This window comes from Caproiciproducens faecalis, assembly GCF_019448085.1.
Classification (GTDB): domain Bacteria; phylum Bacillota; class Clostridia; order Oscillospirales; family Acutalibacteraceae; genus Caproiciproducens; species Caproiciproducens faecalis.
This window is the reverse complement of the sequence record NZ_JAGFNZ010000003.1, coordinates 1-14,187: the sequence shown is the minus strand read 5'-3', so window position 1 is coordinate 14,187 and position 14,187 is coordinate 1. Positions and strand designations below refer to the sequence as shown.

The 14,187-nt window shown below is 52.3% G+C and carries 13 protein-coding genes and 3 tRNA genes; 15 read left to right on the top strand and 1 reads right to left on the bottom strand.

Going from position 1 to position 14,187, the window contains the following annotated elements:
* The 15 genes from rsmG (at position 1) to J5W02_RS08705 (ending at position 13,202) form a co-directional block, all read left to right on the top strand.
* Positions 1-714, top strand: a complete 714-nt coding sequence (rsmG, locus tag J5W02_RS08775) for a 16S rRNA (guanine(527)-N(7))-methyltransferase RsmG (RefSeq protein WP_219965323.1) — start codon at positions 1-3, stop codon at positions 712-714.
* Positions 715-923: 209 nt separating this feature from the next.
* The gene (locus J5W02_RS08770) at positions 924-1,727 is read left to right on the top strand and encodes a ParB/RepB/Spo0J family partition protein (RefSeq protein ID WP_219965322.1); all 804 of its coding nucleotides are present in this window, start codon (positions 924-926) and stop codon (positions 1,725-1,727) included.
* Positions 1,728-1,966: 239 nt separating this feature from the next.
* Positions 1,967-2,734, top strand: a complete 768-nt coding sequence (locus J5W02_RS08765; RefSeq protein WP_219965321.1) for a ParA family protein — start codon at positions 1,967-1,969, stop codon at positions 2,732-2,734.
* Positions 2,735-2,745: 11 nt separating this feature from the next.
* On the top strand, positions 2,746-3,600 hold the full coding sequence (locus tag J5W02_RS08760) for a ParB/RepB/Spo0J family partition protein (protein WP_219965320.1): 855 nt from the start codon (positions 2,746-2,748) through the stop codon (positions 3,598-3,600).
* A 58-nt stretch (positions 3,601-3,658) separates the two neighbouring features.
* Positions 3,659-4,936 carry a serine--tRNA ligase gene (gene serS / locus J5W02_RS08755; protein WP_219965319.1) on the top strand — a complete coding sequence of 426 codons (1,278 nt, stop codon included), beginning with the start codon at positions 3,659-3,661 and terminating at the stop codon, positions 4,934-4,936.
* An 85-nt stretch (positions 4,937-5,021) separates the two neighbouring features.
* Positions 5,022-5,762, top strand: a complete 741-nt coding sequence (locus J5W02_RS08750; protein WP_219965318.1) for an acyl-[acyl-carrier-protein] thioesterase — start codon at positions 5,022-5,024, stop codon at positions 5,760-5,762.
* A gap of 32 nt (positions 5,763-5,794) precedes the next feature.
* Complete coding sequence (locus J5W02_RS08745) at positions 5,795-6,343, top strand: GNAT family N-acetyltransferase (RefSeq protein ID WP_219965317.1); 549 nt, start codon at positions 5,795-5,797, stop codon at positions 6,341-6,343.
* Positions 6,344-6,522: 179 nt separating this feature from the next.
* Positions 6,523-8,001: an IMP dehydrogenase gene (gene guaB, locus J5W02_RS08740; protein ID WP_219965316.1), complete on the top strand. Its 1,479-nt coding sequence runs from the start codon at positions 6,523-6,525 to the stop codon at positions 7,999-8,001.
* Positions 8,002-8,031: 30 nt separating this feature from the next.
* Positions 8,032-8,712, top strand: coding sequence for an N-acetylmannosamine-6-phosphate 2-epimerase (locus tag J5W02_RS08735; RefSeq protein WP_219965315.1), 681 nt, complete (start codon positions 8,032-8,034; stop codon positions 8,710-8,712).
* Positions 8,713-8,805: 93 nt separating this feature from the next.
* Positions 8,806-8,882: transfer RNA gene (locus tag J5W02_RS08730), tRNA-Met, on the top strand.
* A 6-nt stretch (positions 8,883-8,888) separates the two neighbouring features.
* A tRNA-Glu gene (locus J5W02_RS08725) sits at positions 8,889-8,963 on the top strand.
* 39 nt (positions 8,964-9,002) lie between these two features.
* Positions 9,003-9,079, top strand: a tRNA-Val gene (locus J5W02_RS08720).
* A gap of 390 nt (positions 9,080-9,469) precedes the next feature.
* Positions 9,470-11,017, top strand: coding sequence for an ABC transporter substrate-binding protein (locus J5W02_RS08715; RefSeq protein ID WP_219965613.1), 1,548 nt, complete (start codon positions 9,470-9,472; stop codon positions 11,015-11,017).
* Positions 11,018-11,237: 220 nt separating this feature from the next.
* The gene (locus J5W02_RS08710; RefSeq protein WP_219965314.1) at positions 11,238-11,750 is read left to right on the top strand and encodes a hypothetical protein; all 513 of its coding nucleotides are present in this window, start codon (positions 11,238-11,240) and stop codon (positions 11,748-11,750) included.
* Between the two features lie 228 nt (positions 11,751-11,978).
* On the top strand, positions 11,979-13,202 hold the full coding sequence (locus tag J5W02_RS08705; protein ID WP_219965313.1) for a GH25 family lysozyme: 1,224 nt from the start codon (positions 11,979-11,981) through the stop codon (positions 13,200-13,202).
* 83 nt (positions 13,203-13,285) lie between these two features.
* Here the strand turns inward: J5W02_RS08705 and sleB are convergent, their stop codons facing one another.
* Positions 13,286-13,966, bottom strand: coding sequence for a spore cortex-lytic enzyme (sleB, locus tag J5W02_RS08700; RefSeq protein ID WP_219965312.1), 681 nt, complete (start codon positions 13,964-13,966; stop codon positions 13,286-13,288).
* Positions 13,967-14,187: the final 221 nt, after the last annotated feature.

The following is a 14,187-nucleotide window of genomic DNA, read 5'->3' as shown; positions in this document are numbered from 1 at the left end:
ATGGAGGATATTCGTGAACTGCTGACATCCGCCGCTCAAAACGCGGGAATTGCGCTGACCGGGGAGCAAGCGGATAGTTTTCAACAATATTTGGAGATTCTGTTGAATTGGAATCAGAAAATCAACCTGACCGCCATTAAGGAGCCTGATGAAGTTGCGTACAAGCATTTTCTGGACAGTATTCTGATCTTAAAGTATCTGGAGCTGCCGCAGGGGACAAAGCTGATAGATGTCGGCACCGGCGCGGGGTTTCCCGGCGTGCCGCTGAAAATTATGCGGCCGGACATCAAACTGACCCTGCTGGACGGACTCAACAAACGGCTGACCTTTTTAAAAGATCTGGCGGAGAATCTCAATTTCGCCGCGGAATTTGTCCATGCGCGCGCGGAGGAGGCCGGACGGCAGGCAGCCTATCGGGGAAAATATGATTTCGCTTCGGCAAGGGCGGTCGCGCCGCTGAATCTGCTGTGCGAATATTGCCTGCCGTTCCTGAAAATCGGCGGTGTCTTTATCGCCATGAAAGGCCCTGACCCGGAGGAAGAAGTCCTTGCTGCCAAAAACGCCATTTCGCTGCTCGGTTGTAAGCTGCACAGAATTGAGAAATTTGAGCTGCCGAACGGGGACAGCCGCAGTCTGGTGCTGGTGAAACGGACGAAATTGTTGTCCGCAATTTATCCCAGGCATGGGGCGAAGATCGCCAAAAGCCCGCTCTAAATTTGGCCTATGCAGCAGAACCTGTTTTTAGAACCGGCGAAATGCTCCATAGGAACAGGAATCGTGTAAAATGAACCCGAAAATGCACAAATTGTCAAAAAGAAACAAATAAAAAAAATTTGAATTACCATATTTTTACAAAATATCGCCGCGCTCCGTGCTATCCTAAACAAAAAGGGACAAGCAAGGAGGCGGCGAATTTGCATCTTATGGGTGAAAAACGAAAAGTAGTGCAGATCAACATCGATTCAATCCATCCAAATCCGGCGCAGCCGCGGCGCACGTTCAATGAACAGGAGCTTCTGGAACTGTCGAGAAGCATCCGGACAAACGGTCTTATTCAGCCGATTTCCGTGCGTCGGGTAAAAGGCGGCTACGAATTGATTGCGGGTGAGCGCAGGCTGAGGGCCTGCAAGATAGCTGGCTTGTCCACGGTTGCCTGCATGATTAGCGACTGTTCACCGGAGACCAGCGCCGTCCTTGCCATGACTGAAAACCTTCAGCGGCAGGATCTTCAGATTTTTGAGGAAGCGGAGGGCATCCGCCGCCTGATTGAGCAGTGGGACGTCACGCAGGAAGAAGCGGCACTTCGTCTGGGAAAAAGCCAGTCCACACTGGCCAACAAGCTTCGCTTGCTGAAGCTTTCCGAAGAAGAGCGGGAAAAGATCACCGCCTGCGGGCTGACCGAACGGCATGCCCGCGCACTGCTGCGGATTAAGGAAGAAAAAACCCGGGAAAAAGTGCTTGGCCAAATTATTGCGAAGCACCTGAACGTACAGCAGACGGACGATTTGGTGGACAAGCTTCTGGAAGAAAACCAAAAACCGAAAAGCAAACGCACTTTTGTTATTAAAGATGTGCGCGTGTTTTTGAATACCATTAACCATGCCATAGAGACCATGAAACAAAGCGGAATCAACGCACAGACGCTGAAAAGCGAAACAGACGATTATATTGAATGTCTGGTGCGCATTCCCAAAGCGCAGGCAACCGGTGGAAAAAAGCCTGCCTGAGTTTAAGTATAAGAGTTTACTCCTATTTCCCTATATCATTTCCCACAAGGCAGGCCGAACAGTACGTTCGGCCTGTTTTGTTTCACATGAAACATTGGCAAAAAAGGGACAAAAAATCTTTATCTTCCGGGGAAAGAGTGCTATAATAAATACATTATTCCGCTTACACCCGAAATCGGGACAAGTTTATGTAAAAACCGTGTTTCTGCGGGCGGATACCTGCAACCGGAGGGGAAAGAATGGGAAAAATTATAGCAATTGCAAACCAAAAAGGCGGCGTTGGTAAAACGACGACTTCTGTCAACCTTTCCGCCGCGATGGGCACGAAAGGAAAGAAGACGCTGCTGGTGGATATTGACCCGCAGGGGAATTCTTCAAGCGGCGTCGGTGTGGACCGCCGGGCGGTGAAAAACACCATTTACGAAGTGCTGATTGGCGAAGCAAAGGCACCGGATGTGATTATTCACACGGAATTTACAAATCTGGACATTATTCCGTCCAGTATGGATCTGGCGGCGGCAGAAATTGAGCTGGTCACGCTTGACCACAGGGAATCCATCCTGAAAAACGCGCTGGTGCCGCTCAGGGAGCATTACGATTACATTTTTATTGACTGCCCGCCCTCGCTTGGAATTATTACCACCAATGCGCTGTGCGTGGCGGACACGCTTCTGGTTCCGATTCAGTGTGAATACTATGCGCTGGAGGGCCTGTCACAGCTGATGAACACCGTTCGCCGCGTTAAGCGGCAGTACAACAGCCAGCTGGACATTGAGGGCGTACTGCTTACCATGTACGACGGGCGGCTGAACCTGACCCAGCAGGTGGTGCAGGAAGTGAAGAAATACTTTCCACGAAAGGTATTTGCCACGGCAATCCCGCGCGCGGTGCGTCTTTCCGAAGCGCCAAGCTTCGGCAGGCCGATTCAGTATTTTGACAAAAGCTCGCGCGGAGCCGTTGCCTACGATACTTTGGCGGATGAAATCATTCAAACGAATAAAGGATAGGGGGGAGAGCGATGGCAGCAAAGAAAGGCGGACTTGGGAAAGGGCTGGATGCGATTTTCGCGGAAAACGATACCGAGGACCGCAACGCGGCGGTTGCGCTGAAAATCAGTGAAATAGAACCCAACCGCGCACAGCCAAGAAAAGACTTTAACGACGAGGCGCTGGCCGAGCTCGCCGACTCCATTTCGCAGCACGGGGTGCTGCAGCCGCTGCTGGTGCGGCCGATTTTCGGAGGGGGATATCAGATCGTAGCAGGCGAACGGCGGTGGCGGGCGGCGCGCATGGCGGGCGTTACCGAAATCCCCGCGGTGATCCGTGAAATGAGCGACGGCGAAGTCATGGAACTGGCGCTCATAGAAAACCTTCAGCGCGAAGACCTGAATCCGCTGGAAGAAGCGCAGGGCTACCAGTCATTGATGGACACCTACGGGATGACACAGGAAGAAGTATCCAAAACAGTCGGAAAATCGCGCCCCACCGTGGCAAACGCGCTCCGGCTGCTGAATTTGCCGCAGCAGGTGCTTGAACTGGTGCAGTCCGGCTTGCTTTCCGCGGGACATGCCCGAACCCTGCTGAGCTTTCCGAATCCGGCTGAAATGCTCAAGGCCGCAAAAATGGCTGTGGAGCAGGGTATTTCCGTAAGGGAACTGGAAAAAATGTCTAAAAAGGCAAACGGACAGCCCGTTTCCAGACAGCCGAAAGAAAAGAAGCGCATTCCCTATTTTAGTGAAGTGGAGCTGGCACTCAACGAGCATCTGGGCCGCAAGGTGCAGGTCAGCGGAACAAAGAAGCGCGGGGTGCTGCAAATTGAGTTTTATGGCGAGCAGGATCTGAGCGATTTGGCCGCGCTTTTCAACAAAGAATGACAAAACTGTGGAAAACAAAGAAATATAGAAATCATTGGAATATAAAGGAGAATAAAATATGCTGGATATTAAACTGATTCGCAGCAATCCGGAGCAAGTAAAAGCAGGCGCGAAAAAACGCTGCATCGACGTGGACGCACTGGTGGACGACATCCTCAAAATTGACGAGGAACGCCGTGAAGTAACCGGAAAAGTCGAATCCATGAAAGCGGAACAGAATGCCGCTACCAAGAAAATTCCCGTAATGAAAAAAGCCGGAGAAGACACCGCTCCCCTGATGGCGGAACTGAAGACGCTTTCCGAAAAAATCAAAGAGAGTGACGCCGAGCTCGGCGAGCTGGAGGAAAAGCAGAAGACCCTGCTGCTCTCTTTACCGAATATGCCGGATGAAGACCTTTTGGCGGGCGGCAAGGAAAACAACAAACCCATCCGTTTCTTTAAAGAGCAGCCAACGTTTGATTTTGAGCCGAAAAACCATGTGGAGCTTTGTGAAAGCCTTGGCATGATCGACTACCAGCGCGGCGCGAAGCTGGCCGGTGCCGGTTCCTGGGTTTACCGCGGGATGGGCGCCAGAATGGAGTGGGCGCTGCTCAACTTCTTTATCAGCGAGCATCTGAGCGACGGCTATGAGCTGGTACTTCCCCCGCACATGCTCAACTATGAATGCGGCTATGTGGCCGGCCAGTTCCCGAAATTTACCGATGAGGTGTACTGGATTCAGAATCCGACCAGCACCGATAAGAAATTTATGCTTCCCACGGCGGAAACCGCGCTGGTCAACCTGCACCGCGACGAAGTCCTTACGCCGGAAGAGCTTCCGCGCAAATATATTGCCTATACTCCGTGCTACCGCAGAGAAGCGGGCAGCTACCGCTCCGAAGAGCGCGGCATGATCCGCGGGCATCAGTTTAATAAGGTGGAAATGGTGCAGTACACCACGCCGGAACAGTCGGACGCCGCGTTTGCCGAGCTGGTTGGCAAAGCGGAGAAGCTGGTGCAGAAGCTCGGTCTGCATTACCGCCTGAGCAAGCTTGCCGCGGGCGACTGCTCGTTCTCCATGGCGCGCACCTACGACATTGAAGTCTGGATCCCCAGCATGGAGATTTACAAAGAGGTCAGCTCCGCCTCCAACGCGAGGGACTATCAGGCCAGAAGGGGCAACGTGAAGTACAGGGGAGAGGACAAGAAATTGCAGTTTGTCCATACGCTGAACGCTTCCGGTCTTGCGACCAGCCGCGTGATTCCCGCCATCGTGGAGCAGTATCAGAACGCCGACGGCAGTGTGACCGTACCGGAGGTACTGCGTCCGTATATGGGCTGCGAAGTCATCAGATAAACCGTAAATGAATCCCCCTGAGGGTTCCTGAAAAGGAAGCTCCGCAGGGGGTATTCCCTACCTATACAGATACAGAGGGTGTAATATGAATCAAAGCATCATTAACGAATATACGCGCGAGGTGCGGGTGGCCAGCTACGAGGTGGGCGCACAGCGTCTTTTAAAGCTGAGTGTGCTGATGCGCATGTGTCAGGAAACAAGCGAACAGCATGTTGCCCTTGTGGGACTAAGCTATGAAAAATTGTATGAGGACGGAATGGTCTTTCTTTTAATTACCAACCGCGCCAAAATCAAACGGATGCCGGTACATAATGAGAAAATTACCATCAAAACGCATCCGCGCGGGGTAAACGGAGCCCAGTTTTACCGCGATTTTATCCTATACAGCGGGGATGAAAAAATCATTGAGGTCATGCAGACCTCCGTCATAGCCGACCCGGTGACGCATAAAGTCATGCGCCCGAAAAAGTTCCTCGATTACGGTATTTTTTCCGGGGAGAAGGTAGCGCCGGAGAATCGGATGGTGAAGATCACGGTGCCGGACGACCTGCCGCTGGTGGGGGAACGGCCCATTTACTACTCCGACCTTGACTATAACCGTCACCTGAACAACACCATCTACGGCGATATCCTGACGGATTTTCTGCCGGACGGCGCACAGGGCAGCCAGTATGCACAGGTACAGATCAATTATGTAAATGAAAGCGCGCAGGGCGACGTCCTCAAAATCTACGCCGCAAAGGAAAACGGTCAGGTGCTGATGCAGGGCGTCCACAATAGGGGATGCGGCTTTACCGCTTCGGCGACTCTTGTGCCGAAAAAATAAAAAGCAAGCGCGGCCGCTTTAGGAGGATACATATGATTCTGGAAGAGAAAAAAGTTAAGCTGAGAAACGGGGAAGGCTGTATTTTAAGAAGCCCGGGAGCGAAAGACGCCGCGGCGGTTCTGGAGGAACTGCGGGTGACCTCAGGCGAAACCGTCTTTATGGCACGCTACGAGGATGAAATTACCCTGACGGAGGAGGACGAGCGTGACTTTCTGGATAGCCACTGGTCGGACCCGAAAAGTCTGCTGATCGCCGCCGAAGTAAACGGAGAGATTGTTGCGACCGCGGGAATTTCCCCGTCGGCTCCGTTTGAAAGATGCCGGCACCGCGCCGCTTTTGGTATTTCGGTAAAGGAAAAATACTGGGGAATCGGAATTGCCTCGGCAATCCTTCCGGAAATCATTGCCTGCGCAAAAGAGGCGGGGTATGAGCAGCTTGAGCTGGAGGTCGTTGCCACGAACGAGCGGGCCATTGCCTTGTACCAAAAGTTCGGTTTTCATACATACGGTACCATGGAAAAGTCCTTCCGGTACCGAGACGGCAGCTACGGGGCGCAGCTGCTGATGCTGAAAAGCCTGTAAATTCTGAAAGCCGTCCCGGCCGGCTTTCCGCTTTATGGAAAAGTGAAAATCTGCTACTTAACGATTGAATATTTGTGAATCAAATGATATAATAACAAAATATATAAAAATTGCATGAAGAGAGAAAGCGGCTGGAAATTACAGTTTTTACAGCGGCGTGAATGTGACAGGAGGACAAGATGTTAAATACGAACTACTCAGAAAAGTTTGTAAAAGAAGGGCTGACGTTTGACGATGTTTTGCTGATCCCGGCGGAATCCCATGTGCTGCCCAGAGAGGTGGATCTTTCCACGCAGCTTACCAAAACCATTAAGCTGAACACCCCGCTGATGACGGCGGCCATGGACACCGTTACCGAAAGCAACATGGCCATTGCGATTGCCCGTGAGGGCGGCATCGGTATCATCCACAAGAACATGCCGATTGAAAAGCAGGCCGACATGGTGGACCGGGTCAAGCGTTCTGAAAACGGGGTCATTGTAAATCCGTTTTTCCTCTCTCCTCAGCATTTTGTACACGACGCAAACGAAATTATGGCAAAATACCGGATTTCCGGCGTTCCGATCTGTGAAAACGGCAAGCTTGTGGGCATCATTACGAACCGCGACATGCGGTTTATGACGGACGAGGACTACGACCAGCCGATTTCCGCGGTCATGACCAAGGAAAATCTGGTCACCGCCCCGGTTGGGACAACCCTTGCGCAGGCACAGGAGATTCTGCGCAGACACAGAATTGAAAAGCTCCCGATCGTTGACGATAAGGGCAATCTGAAGGGACTTATCACGATTAAGGATATTGAGAAAGCCGTACGTTACCCCAGTTCCGCAAGGGACGCGGGCGGCCGTCTTCTCTGCGGCGCGGCGATCGGCGCCACCGGAGACGTGCTGGAGCGTGTTGCGGAGCTGGTAAAGGCGCAGGTGGACGTAGTTGCGCTTGACTCTGCTCACGGTCACAACGACGGCGTCATTGAAGCGGTCAGAAAAGTCAAAAAAGCGTTCCCGAACGTACAGCTGATCGCCGGAAACGTAGCCACCGGCGAAGCGACCCGCGCGCTGATTGAAGCGGGCGCGGACTGCGTAAAGATCGGGATCGGCCCCGGCTCCATCTGTACCACCAGAATTGTCGCGGGCATCGGCGTACCGCAGATTACCGCGATTTATGACGCCGCGTGTGCCGCGGAAAAATACGGAATCCCGGTGATCGCGGACGGCGGAATCAAGTTCTCCGGCGATATTGTCAAGGCGCTCGCCGCCGGCGCAAACGTGGTCATGGTCGGCTCGCTGGTCGCGGGCTGCGAGGAATCCCCCGGAGAGACCGAGCTTTATCAGGGCCGTCAGTTTAAGGTGTACCGCGGCATGGGCAGCCTTGCGGCAATGGGCCAGGGAAGCCAGGACCGCTACTTCCAGCAGGATCAAAAGAAGCTGGTTCCGGAAGGCGTGGAAGGCCGTCTGCCGTACAAGGGACCTCTGTCGGACACTATTTTCCAGATGATCGGCGGTATCCGTTCCGGCATGGGCTATACCGGCTGTGAAAACATACAGGTTCTTCATGAAAAATCAAGGTTTATCCGCATTACGGGCGCGGGCTTGAAAGAAAGTCATCCGCATGATATTCAGATTACGAAGGAAGCGCCAAACTATTCCTTCTCCGTATAATAAATTTTTATTGGAAATCGGGGGATACTGATGCTCGGTGAGATAAAAGGCGGACTGGTTGTTTCCTGTCAGGCACTCCCGGGCGAGCCCCTGCACAGCTCGATGATTATGGGCAGGATGGCGCTGGCGGCAGAAGCCGGCGGCGCTGTGGGAATTCGCGCACAGGGCACGGAGGACATCCTTGAAATCATGAGGGTGACCGACCTGCCCGTCATTGGAATTATCAAGAGGCAATACGCCGATTCCGATATTTATATTACCCCCACGGAAAACGAAATCCGGGAGCTGCTCCGCACCGGCTGCGCAATGATTGCGCTGGACGCGACGCTGCGGAAGCGGCCGAACGGGGAAAGACTGGAGGATCTGGCCGCGCTGGTCAAAAGCGGGAATGTTTTGGCAATGGCGGACTGTTCCACCTATGAGGAAGCGGTCAATGCCGAAAAAATCGGTTTTGACTGTGTTTCCACCACGCTCTGCGGCTATACGCCGTACTCTGAAAATCTGCCGGGGCCGAATCTGGCGCTGATTCGCCGGTTGGCCCGGGAGCTTTCGGTTCCCGTCATTGCGGAGGGGAAAATCCAGACTCCGCAGGAGTTGAAAGCAGTCCTTGACGCGGGAGCGTACTGTGCGGTAGTGGGCGGCGCGATTACCCGTCCGCAGGAGATTACCGCCCGGTTTACAAGGGAAATCGGGAGTAAAAAGAGGACTTAAAATAGTTTTTTTAAAATTATTGAGAGAATGTGTTGACAAACACAAGAATATCAGGTTATAATATAAAACGCTCCGTTTCAACACAGAGCATATGGCGGCATAGCTCAGTTGGCTAGAGCATTCGGTTCATACCCGAAGTGTCATTGGTTCAAATCCAATTGCCGCTACCATGATATGGCCCGGTGGTCAAGCGGTTAAGACACCGCCCTTTCACGGCGGTTTCACGAGTTCGAATCTCGTCCGGGTCACCATATTTTTTTGAACCAAGTTATCCTGTACACGCGGACTATGGACGCATAGCTCAGCTGGTTAGAGCGCTCGCCTCACACGCGAGAGGTCATGGGTTCGAGTCCCCTTGTGTCCACCAAATAAGAAATGCACCCAGTCGGGTGCTTTTTTTTATCGGGGACTCGAACCGGACTGAGTCCGGATGCAATTCGCGTACGGTTGAGAATGTTTTGCCGACCGTTTGGGGCGACACCCGCCGAAGGCGCAAAAGACACTGTGCGTCCGCATTTGAGGAGGCTGATTGTTGAAATTGAATGATACAAAATGAAAAATTCATATTCTACGGATATACGCCAATATTTTAATAATTTTGCGGTAAAAATGCAGGATTAGAGCTGACGATATTTACATTTCTCTTGCCTTTATCCCTTTAATGTGGTAGGATAATAAAAATAAGCTATGGAACAGGAAGGGGTAATAAGCAGTGAAGATAAAGAAATTAGCGGCTCTGGTTTTGACTGCCGCGTTAATGCTGTCTGCTATGGCTGGCTGCGCGGGAAAACAGGGGGCACAAAGCGCGTCCGGCGGCGCGGGCTCCTCTCAGGCCGCGAAAAGCGGAAAAAACGACACGCTGGTGTACGGTTCCGCGGCAGACGCGCGCGGTCTGGACCCCGCTTTGGTAGACGATGTTGAGTCGGTTAAGATCATGAGCAATCTTTATGAGGGCCTGCTGAAATATAAAAAGGATTCCACGGAGGTCGAGCCTTGCCTTGCGGAAAGCTGGGACGTGAGCGCCGACGGCCTCACCTATGTCTTTCATCTGCGTAAAGGGGTAAAATTTCAGGACGGCACCGACTTTAACGCCGACGCGGTCAAATTCAACATTGACCGTCAGCTTCCGCCCAAAGTCACGGAAGACATGAGCTACGCCTCGTTTGTATACGGCGCGGTAAAAGATGTGCAGGTGGTGGACGAGAACACCGTCAAAATCAACCTGAAAGAACCCTGCACGCCGTTCCTGAACAACCTGGCCATGAACCTGGGCGCACTGATTGTCAGCCCCAAGGCGCTGCAGGATAACAACAATAACGTCAATGAACATCCCGTGGGAACCGGGGCGTATAAATTTGTCAGCTGGCAGAAAGATCAGAACACGGTGCTGGTGCGCAATGACGACTACTGGGGGACCAAGGCGCTGACGAAAAATGTAGTTTTCCGCACCATCAAGGACAATTCCGCCCGTGTGGTCGCGCTGAATAACGGGGAAGTGGATATCATTGACGGAATCGACCATACCGTAGTCGACCAGGTCACTTCAGCCGGGAATCAGATTATCAAATCACCCGGTATGAACATCAACTATATGGCGTACAACTGCAGCCGTGCCCCGTTCAACAACGCGAAAGCCCGCGCGGCGATTTCCGCCGCCATCAACGTCCCTGAGCTGGTCGAAACCCTGTATAAGGGCTATTCGGAAGCTGCGACTTCCATCCTGCCCACGTTCATGCCGGGCTATGACAAGTCGGTTCAGCAGGCGGCCTATGATCCGGAAGCCGCGAAAGTCGCGCTGAAAGAGGCGGGCATTACGCAGGTACATATGATTACCTATACCAGCGCGCGCATGTATAACCCGGCAAACGGCCAGACGCTTGCCGAGGCGATTCAGGGGTACCTTTCCAAAGTGGGCGTCACCTGCACCATCGACGCGTACGACTGGACTACCTACAAGACCAAACAGCAGCAGGGCGACTTTGACATCTGCTTTGCCGGATGGATTGGCGACAACGGCGACGCCGACAACTTCCTGAACCTGCTTGCCGTGGATGACCCGGGGATGAACTACGCCCGGTTCAATAATCAGCAGTACAAGGACATGATTGCAAAGGCGGTCAAGATGCCGATGGGTGCACAGCGCAACGCCGCGTACAGCGACGCGGAAAAGCTGATCGCGAAGGAGTCGCCGTGGCTTCCCATTTCGCACTCCACCAACCTGATCGCTACTTCGCCTAAAATTCAGAACTTCCTCTATCACGCGACCGGCATGCTTCCGCTGGCCGGGGTTACCAAAAACAGCTGAGCTGCCTCCTGCTTTTTCCCTGCCTCTTTCGGGAGGCGGGGATTTTTTTGTATGGTGTTGACAAATCGGTGTAAAAATCAGATAATTACCTAGACGGCGTTTTCTTTCTATTAAAATTTTGGTTTTGGGCAAGCTATTAAGGATTCCCTGAAACATGCCTGTGCCATGGTCGTCGCAGCAAAGAATTCGATTTTTTTGTTTAAGAGAGGATATCATAAAAATGAAGAAAATTTTAATCCTTGCACTGGCGGTTGTTATGGCCGGTTCCCTTGCGGCCTGCGGAATGGGCGACGTGGGCGGTGCCCAGTCGGCGCCGAGCGCTTCTTCCCAGACGGTTTCCTCCGCGGTCGGCTCGGACAATATGGCTGACAATTTGGACGGCCTTGAAAAGTACCTTACCGCCAACTCCGCAATTTCGGGTACTCCCACGGAAATGAAAGCGGATTTTATCGGAGCAGAAAAGGGCGCGAAATATCAGTTCGCCTACAACGGCAAAAACAATGTTACCGTAGAGCTCTATGAATTTAACACCGACAGCCTTTCCAGCGAGGCTTCTGCCGTTCTGGATGAGGTAAAGGCGAACAGCCGGTTCACCATTATGAACCAAACCGTTCCCGCGGTGATTTCCGACAGCGGAAAATATATTATGATCTATAAAGACACCGTCGATTCCGATCAGAACAAACAGCATCAGGATGAAGCTACCAAGCTGTTTAAAGAGTTCAAAAAATAAGCAGAGAAACAGTTGGGCTTTCCGGCATCCGCCGGAAGGTCCTTTTTTTGTTTACGGAAAGTCGCCGCTCTCCTTTTTTCAGTTCTTGACACGGACGGGGAAGCAGGAATATAATAAGTTTTTAGAAATACCATTTTATGGAAGATTCCGGCAAAACGATAAATCATCTGTATCATGATCTTTTACCTGAATGCGGGAAAATTTATATGAACTGATGGAGGAACTGAAATGAAGAAAAAATGGGTCGCCTTGTTATTGGTACTGGCAATGGCCGTATCGCTCAGCACAGCCGCCTTTGCAGCGGATACCGGTACTTCCGGCGGAACCCTTGTGCTCAGCAGTGAAACTCTTTATCTGAAAGTAGGAGAAACCGCCGTGCTGACGGCCACTGACAGCGGTTCGTCCGTTTCGCAGGCCAGTTGGGCGTCGGGCAACTCCGCCGTCGCCTCTGTGGCGGACGGCACCGTGACCGCTTATTCGCTCGGAAGAACGACGGTTACCGTCACTGCGCAGGACGGCCGCAGCGCTTCCTGCGACGTGCATGTGGTCTTAAAGGGCATTGACGTGTCCGAGCATCAGGGTCTGGTTGACTGGTCATCCGTGAAAGCCGCGGGAGTGGACTTCGCCATTCTGCGTACCGGCTACGGCAACGAAATGCCGGAAACCCAGACGGACGACTGCTTTGAGGACAACTATATGGCCGCCACAGCCAACGGAATCAAAGTCGGCGTATATCATGTCAGTTACGCAACCACCCCTGAGATCGCCGTACAGGAGGCGCAGATGTGCCTTACCATTCTGAACGGCCGCCATCTGGATTATCCTGTTTTTTATGATATTGAAAGCAATATTGAAGGCGACGCCGATCATGCGTCCCTGACGAACGACCAGCTCGCGGCGATTGTAAACGCTTTCTGCGGCACCATTACCGCTTCAGGCTACAAGACAGGCATCTACAGTAACACCAGCATGTTTAACTCCAAACTCAGCAGCCCCTCGCTGAGCGGATACGACAAATGGGTGGCGCACTATTATGTTCCTTCCCCCGGCTACAGCGGGAATTATACCATGTGGCAGTACAGTGACGCCGGACTGGTAGGCGGAATCAATACCGCCTCCGACATGGACTACTGCTATACGGATTATCTTTCTTCGGCCGCGGCCGCAGCGCCGGTTCAGACGCCGGCGGACAGTACCATTCTCTCCGACACGGGATTTTCGCTTTCCGTAAAACCAGGGCAGAGCTATCAGTTTAAGTTTACCCCGAACGGGATTACCGGCAAGCCGTCCTTTACGACCGGAAATTCCGGCGTGGCAAAGATCGTTTATCAGAAGCTTCAGAACGGAAGCTATTATGTAAAAATTCTGGGTGTCGGCGCGGGAACCACCTCCATTTATTCCGTGCTGCCGAATCAGAGCCCGGTGCGCCGCTGCGTAGTAACGGTGGCGTAAGCATTTCTGACATATATATAGGAAGATAATTGGCGCAGAGCGATCAAACCGTTCTGCGCCAATGTTATAATGAAAAAAGCCGCTTAACTGCAAAAGCGATGATCGCCGATGACCGTAATCACGGGGCGGGAGAAAATCCATTTGCTTGTGGACTTTGCGGGGTTATAATAATAGATGGCGCCGCCCGACGGGTCCCAGCCGTTGATCGCATCGCGCGCGGCTTTGTAGGCTGAGTCGGAAACCGGGGCGTTGATTCCGCCGTCATTCAGACAGCTGAATGCGCCCGGCTGATAAATAACGCCCGCCAGTGTGTTGGGGAACGACGGATGCTCAATCCGGTTCAGAATGACCGCCGCAACCGCAACCTGTCCGGAGTAAGGCTCTCCCCGCGATTCAGCGGACGTGACGCGGGCCAGCAAAGTGACATCCGTGCTGCTGAAACCGCCCTGTGCGCCAGCGGAACCGCCCAGACCCAGCGCCTTCAGTGTTTTTGCGCCGGCAATTCCGTCGGGGGTCAGACCTTTGGCTTTCTGAAAGCTGACAACGGCGCTCTTTGTCCCACTTCCAAAGATACCGTCGATCTTTCCTTTATAATATCCCTGATCTCTTAACTTTGTCTGAATACTTTTAACTTCTGCTCCCTGAGAACCGACCTTGGAAAGCGTCAGTACAGAGCCGCCCAGATTGGTGACAATCGATATCACAAGGATGTTTACCAGCACTACAATAATCATTGCCCAGACATATTTGAATTTGTTTTCCATATTGAACACCTCTGTACAAATTTTTTCCCTTCCGCTGCAATTTATCCCAAGCAGGCTGAAATAATGAAAGTTTTACAAAAACTCATCATAATACGCGAAAAAACAGGGGATAAATGACTAAACAGCGCGGTAAAAATACAAATGTTAAAAAAAGTTTAAAAAAGTTTAGAAAAAGGGTTGACTTACGGGGATGTATTTGGTATTATAGTCAAGCGCCTTAC

Excerpts from the sequence above, each read along its gene's own strand:
- rsmG (WP_219965323.1), top strand. The coding sequence starts at position 1 with ATGGAGGATATTCGTGAACTGCTGACATCCGCCGCTCAAAACGCGGGA.
- J5W02_RS08770 (WP_219965322.1), top strand. The coding sequence starts at position 924 with ATGGGTGAAAAACGAAAAGTAGTGCAGATCAACATCGATTCAATCCAT.
- J5W02_RS08765 (WP_219965321.1), top strand. The coding sequence starts at position 1,967 with ATGGGAAAAATTATAGCAATTGCAAACCAAAAAGGCGGCGTTGGTAAA.
- J5W02_RS08760 (WP_219965320.1), top strand. The coding sequence starts at position 2,746 with ATGGCAGCAAAGAAAGGCGGACTTGGGAAAGGGCTGGATGCGATTTTC.
- serS (WP_219965319.1), top strand. The coding sequence starts at position 3,659 with ATGCTGGATATTAAACTGATTCGCAGCAATCCGGAGCAAGTAAAAGCA.
- J5W02_RS08750 (WP_219965318.1), top strand. The coding sequence starts at position 5,022 with ATGAATCAAAGCATCATTAACGAATATACGCGCGAGGTGCGGGTGGCC.
- J5W02_RS08745 (WP_219965317.1), top strand. The coding sequence starts at position 5,795 with ATGATTCTGGAAGAGAAAAAAGTTAAGCTGAGAAACGGGGAAGGCTGT.
- guaB (WP_219965316.1), top strand. The coding sequence starts at position 6,523 with ATGTTAAATACGAACTACTCAGAAAAGTTTGTAAAAGAAGGGCTGACG.
- J5W02_RS08735 (WP_219965315.1), top strand. The coding sequence starts at position 8,032 with ATGCTCGGTGAGATAAAAGGCGGACTGGTTGTTTCCTGTCAGGCACTC.
- J5W02_RS08715 (WP_219965613.1), top strand. The coding sequence starts at position 9,470 with ATGCTGTCTGCTATGGCTGGCTGCGCGGGAAAACAGGGGGCACAAAGC.
- J5W02_RS08710 (WP_219965314.1), top strand. The coding sequence starts at position 11,238 with ATGAAGAAAATTTTAATCCTTGCACTGGCGGTTGTTATGGCCGGTTCC.
- J5W02_RS08705 (WP_219965313.1), top strand. The coding sequence starts at position 11,979 with ATGAAGAAAAAATGGGTCGCCTTGTTATTGGTACTGGCAATGGCCGTA.
- sleB (WP_219965312.1), bottom strand. The coding sequence starts at position 13,966 with ATGGAAAACAAATTCAAATATGTCTGGGCAATGATTATTGTAGTGCTG.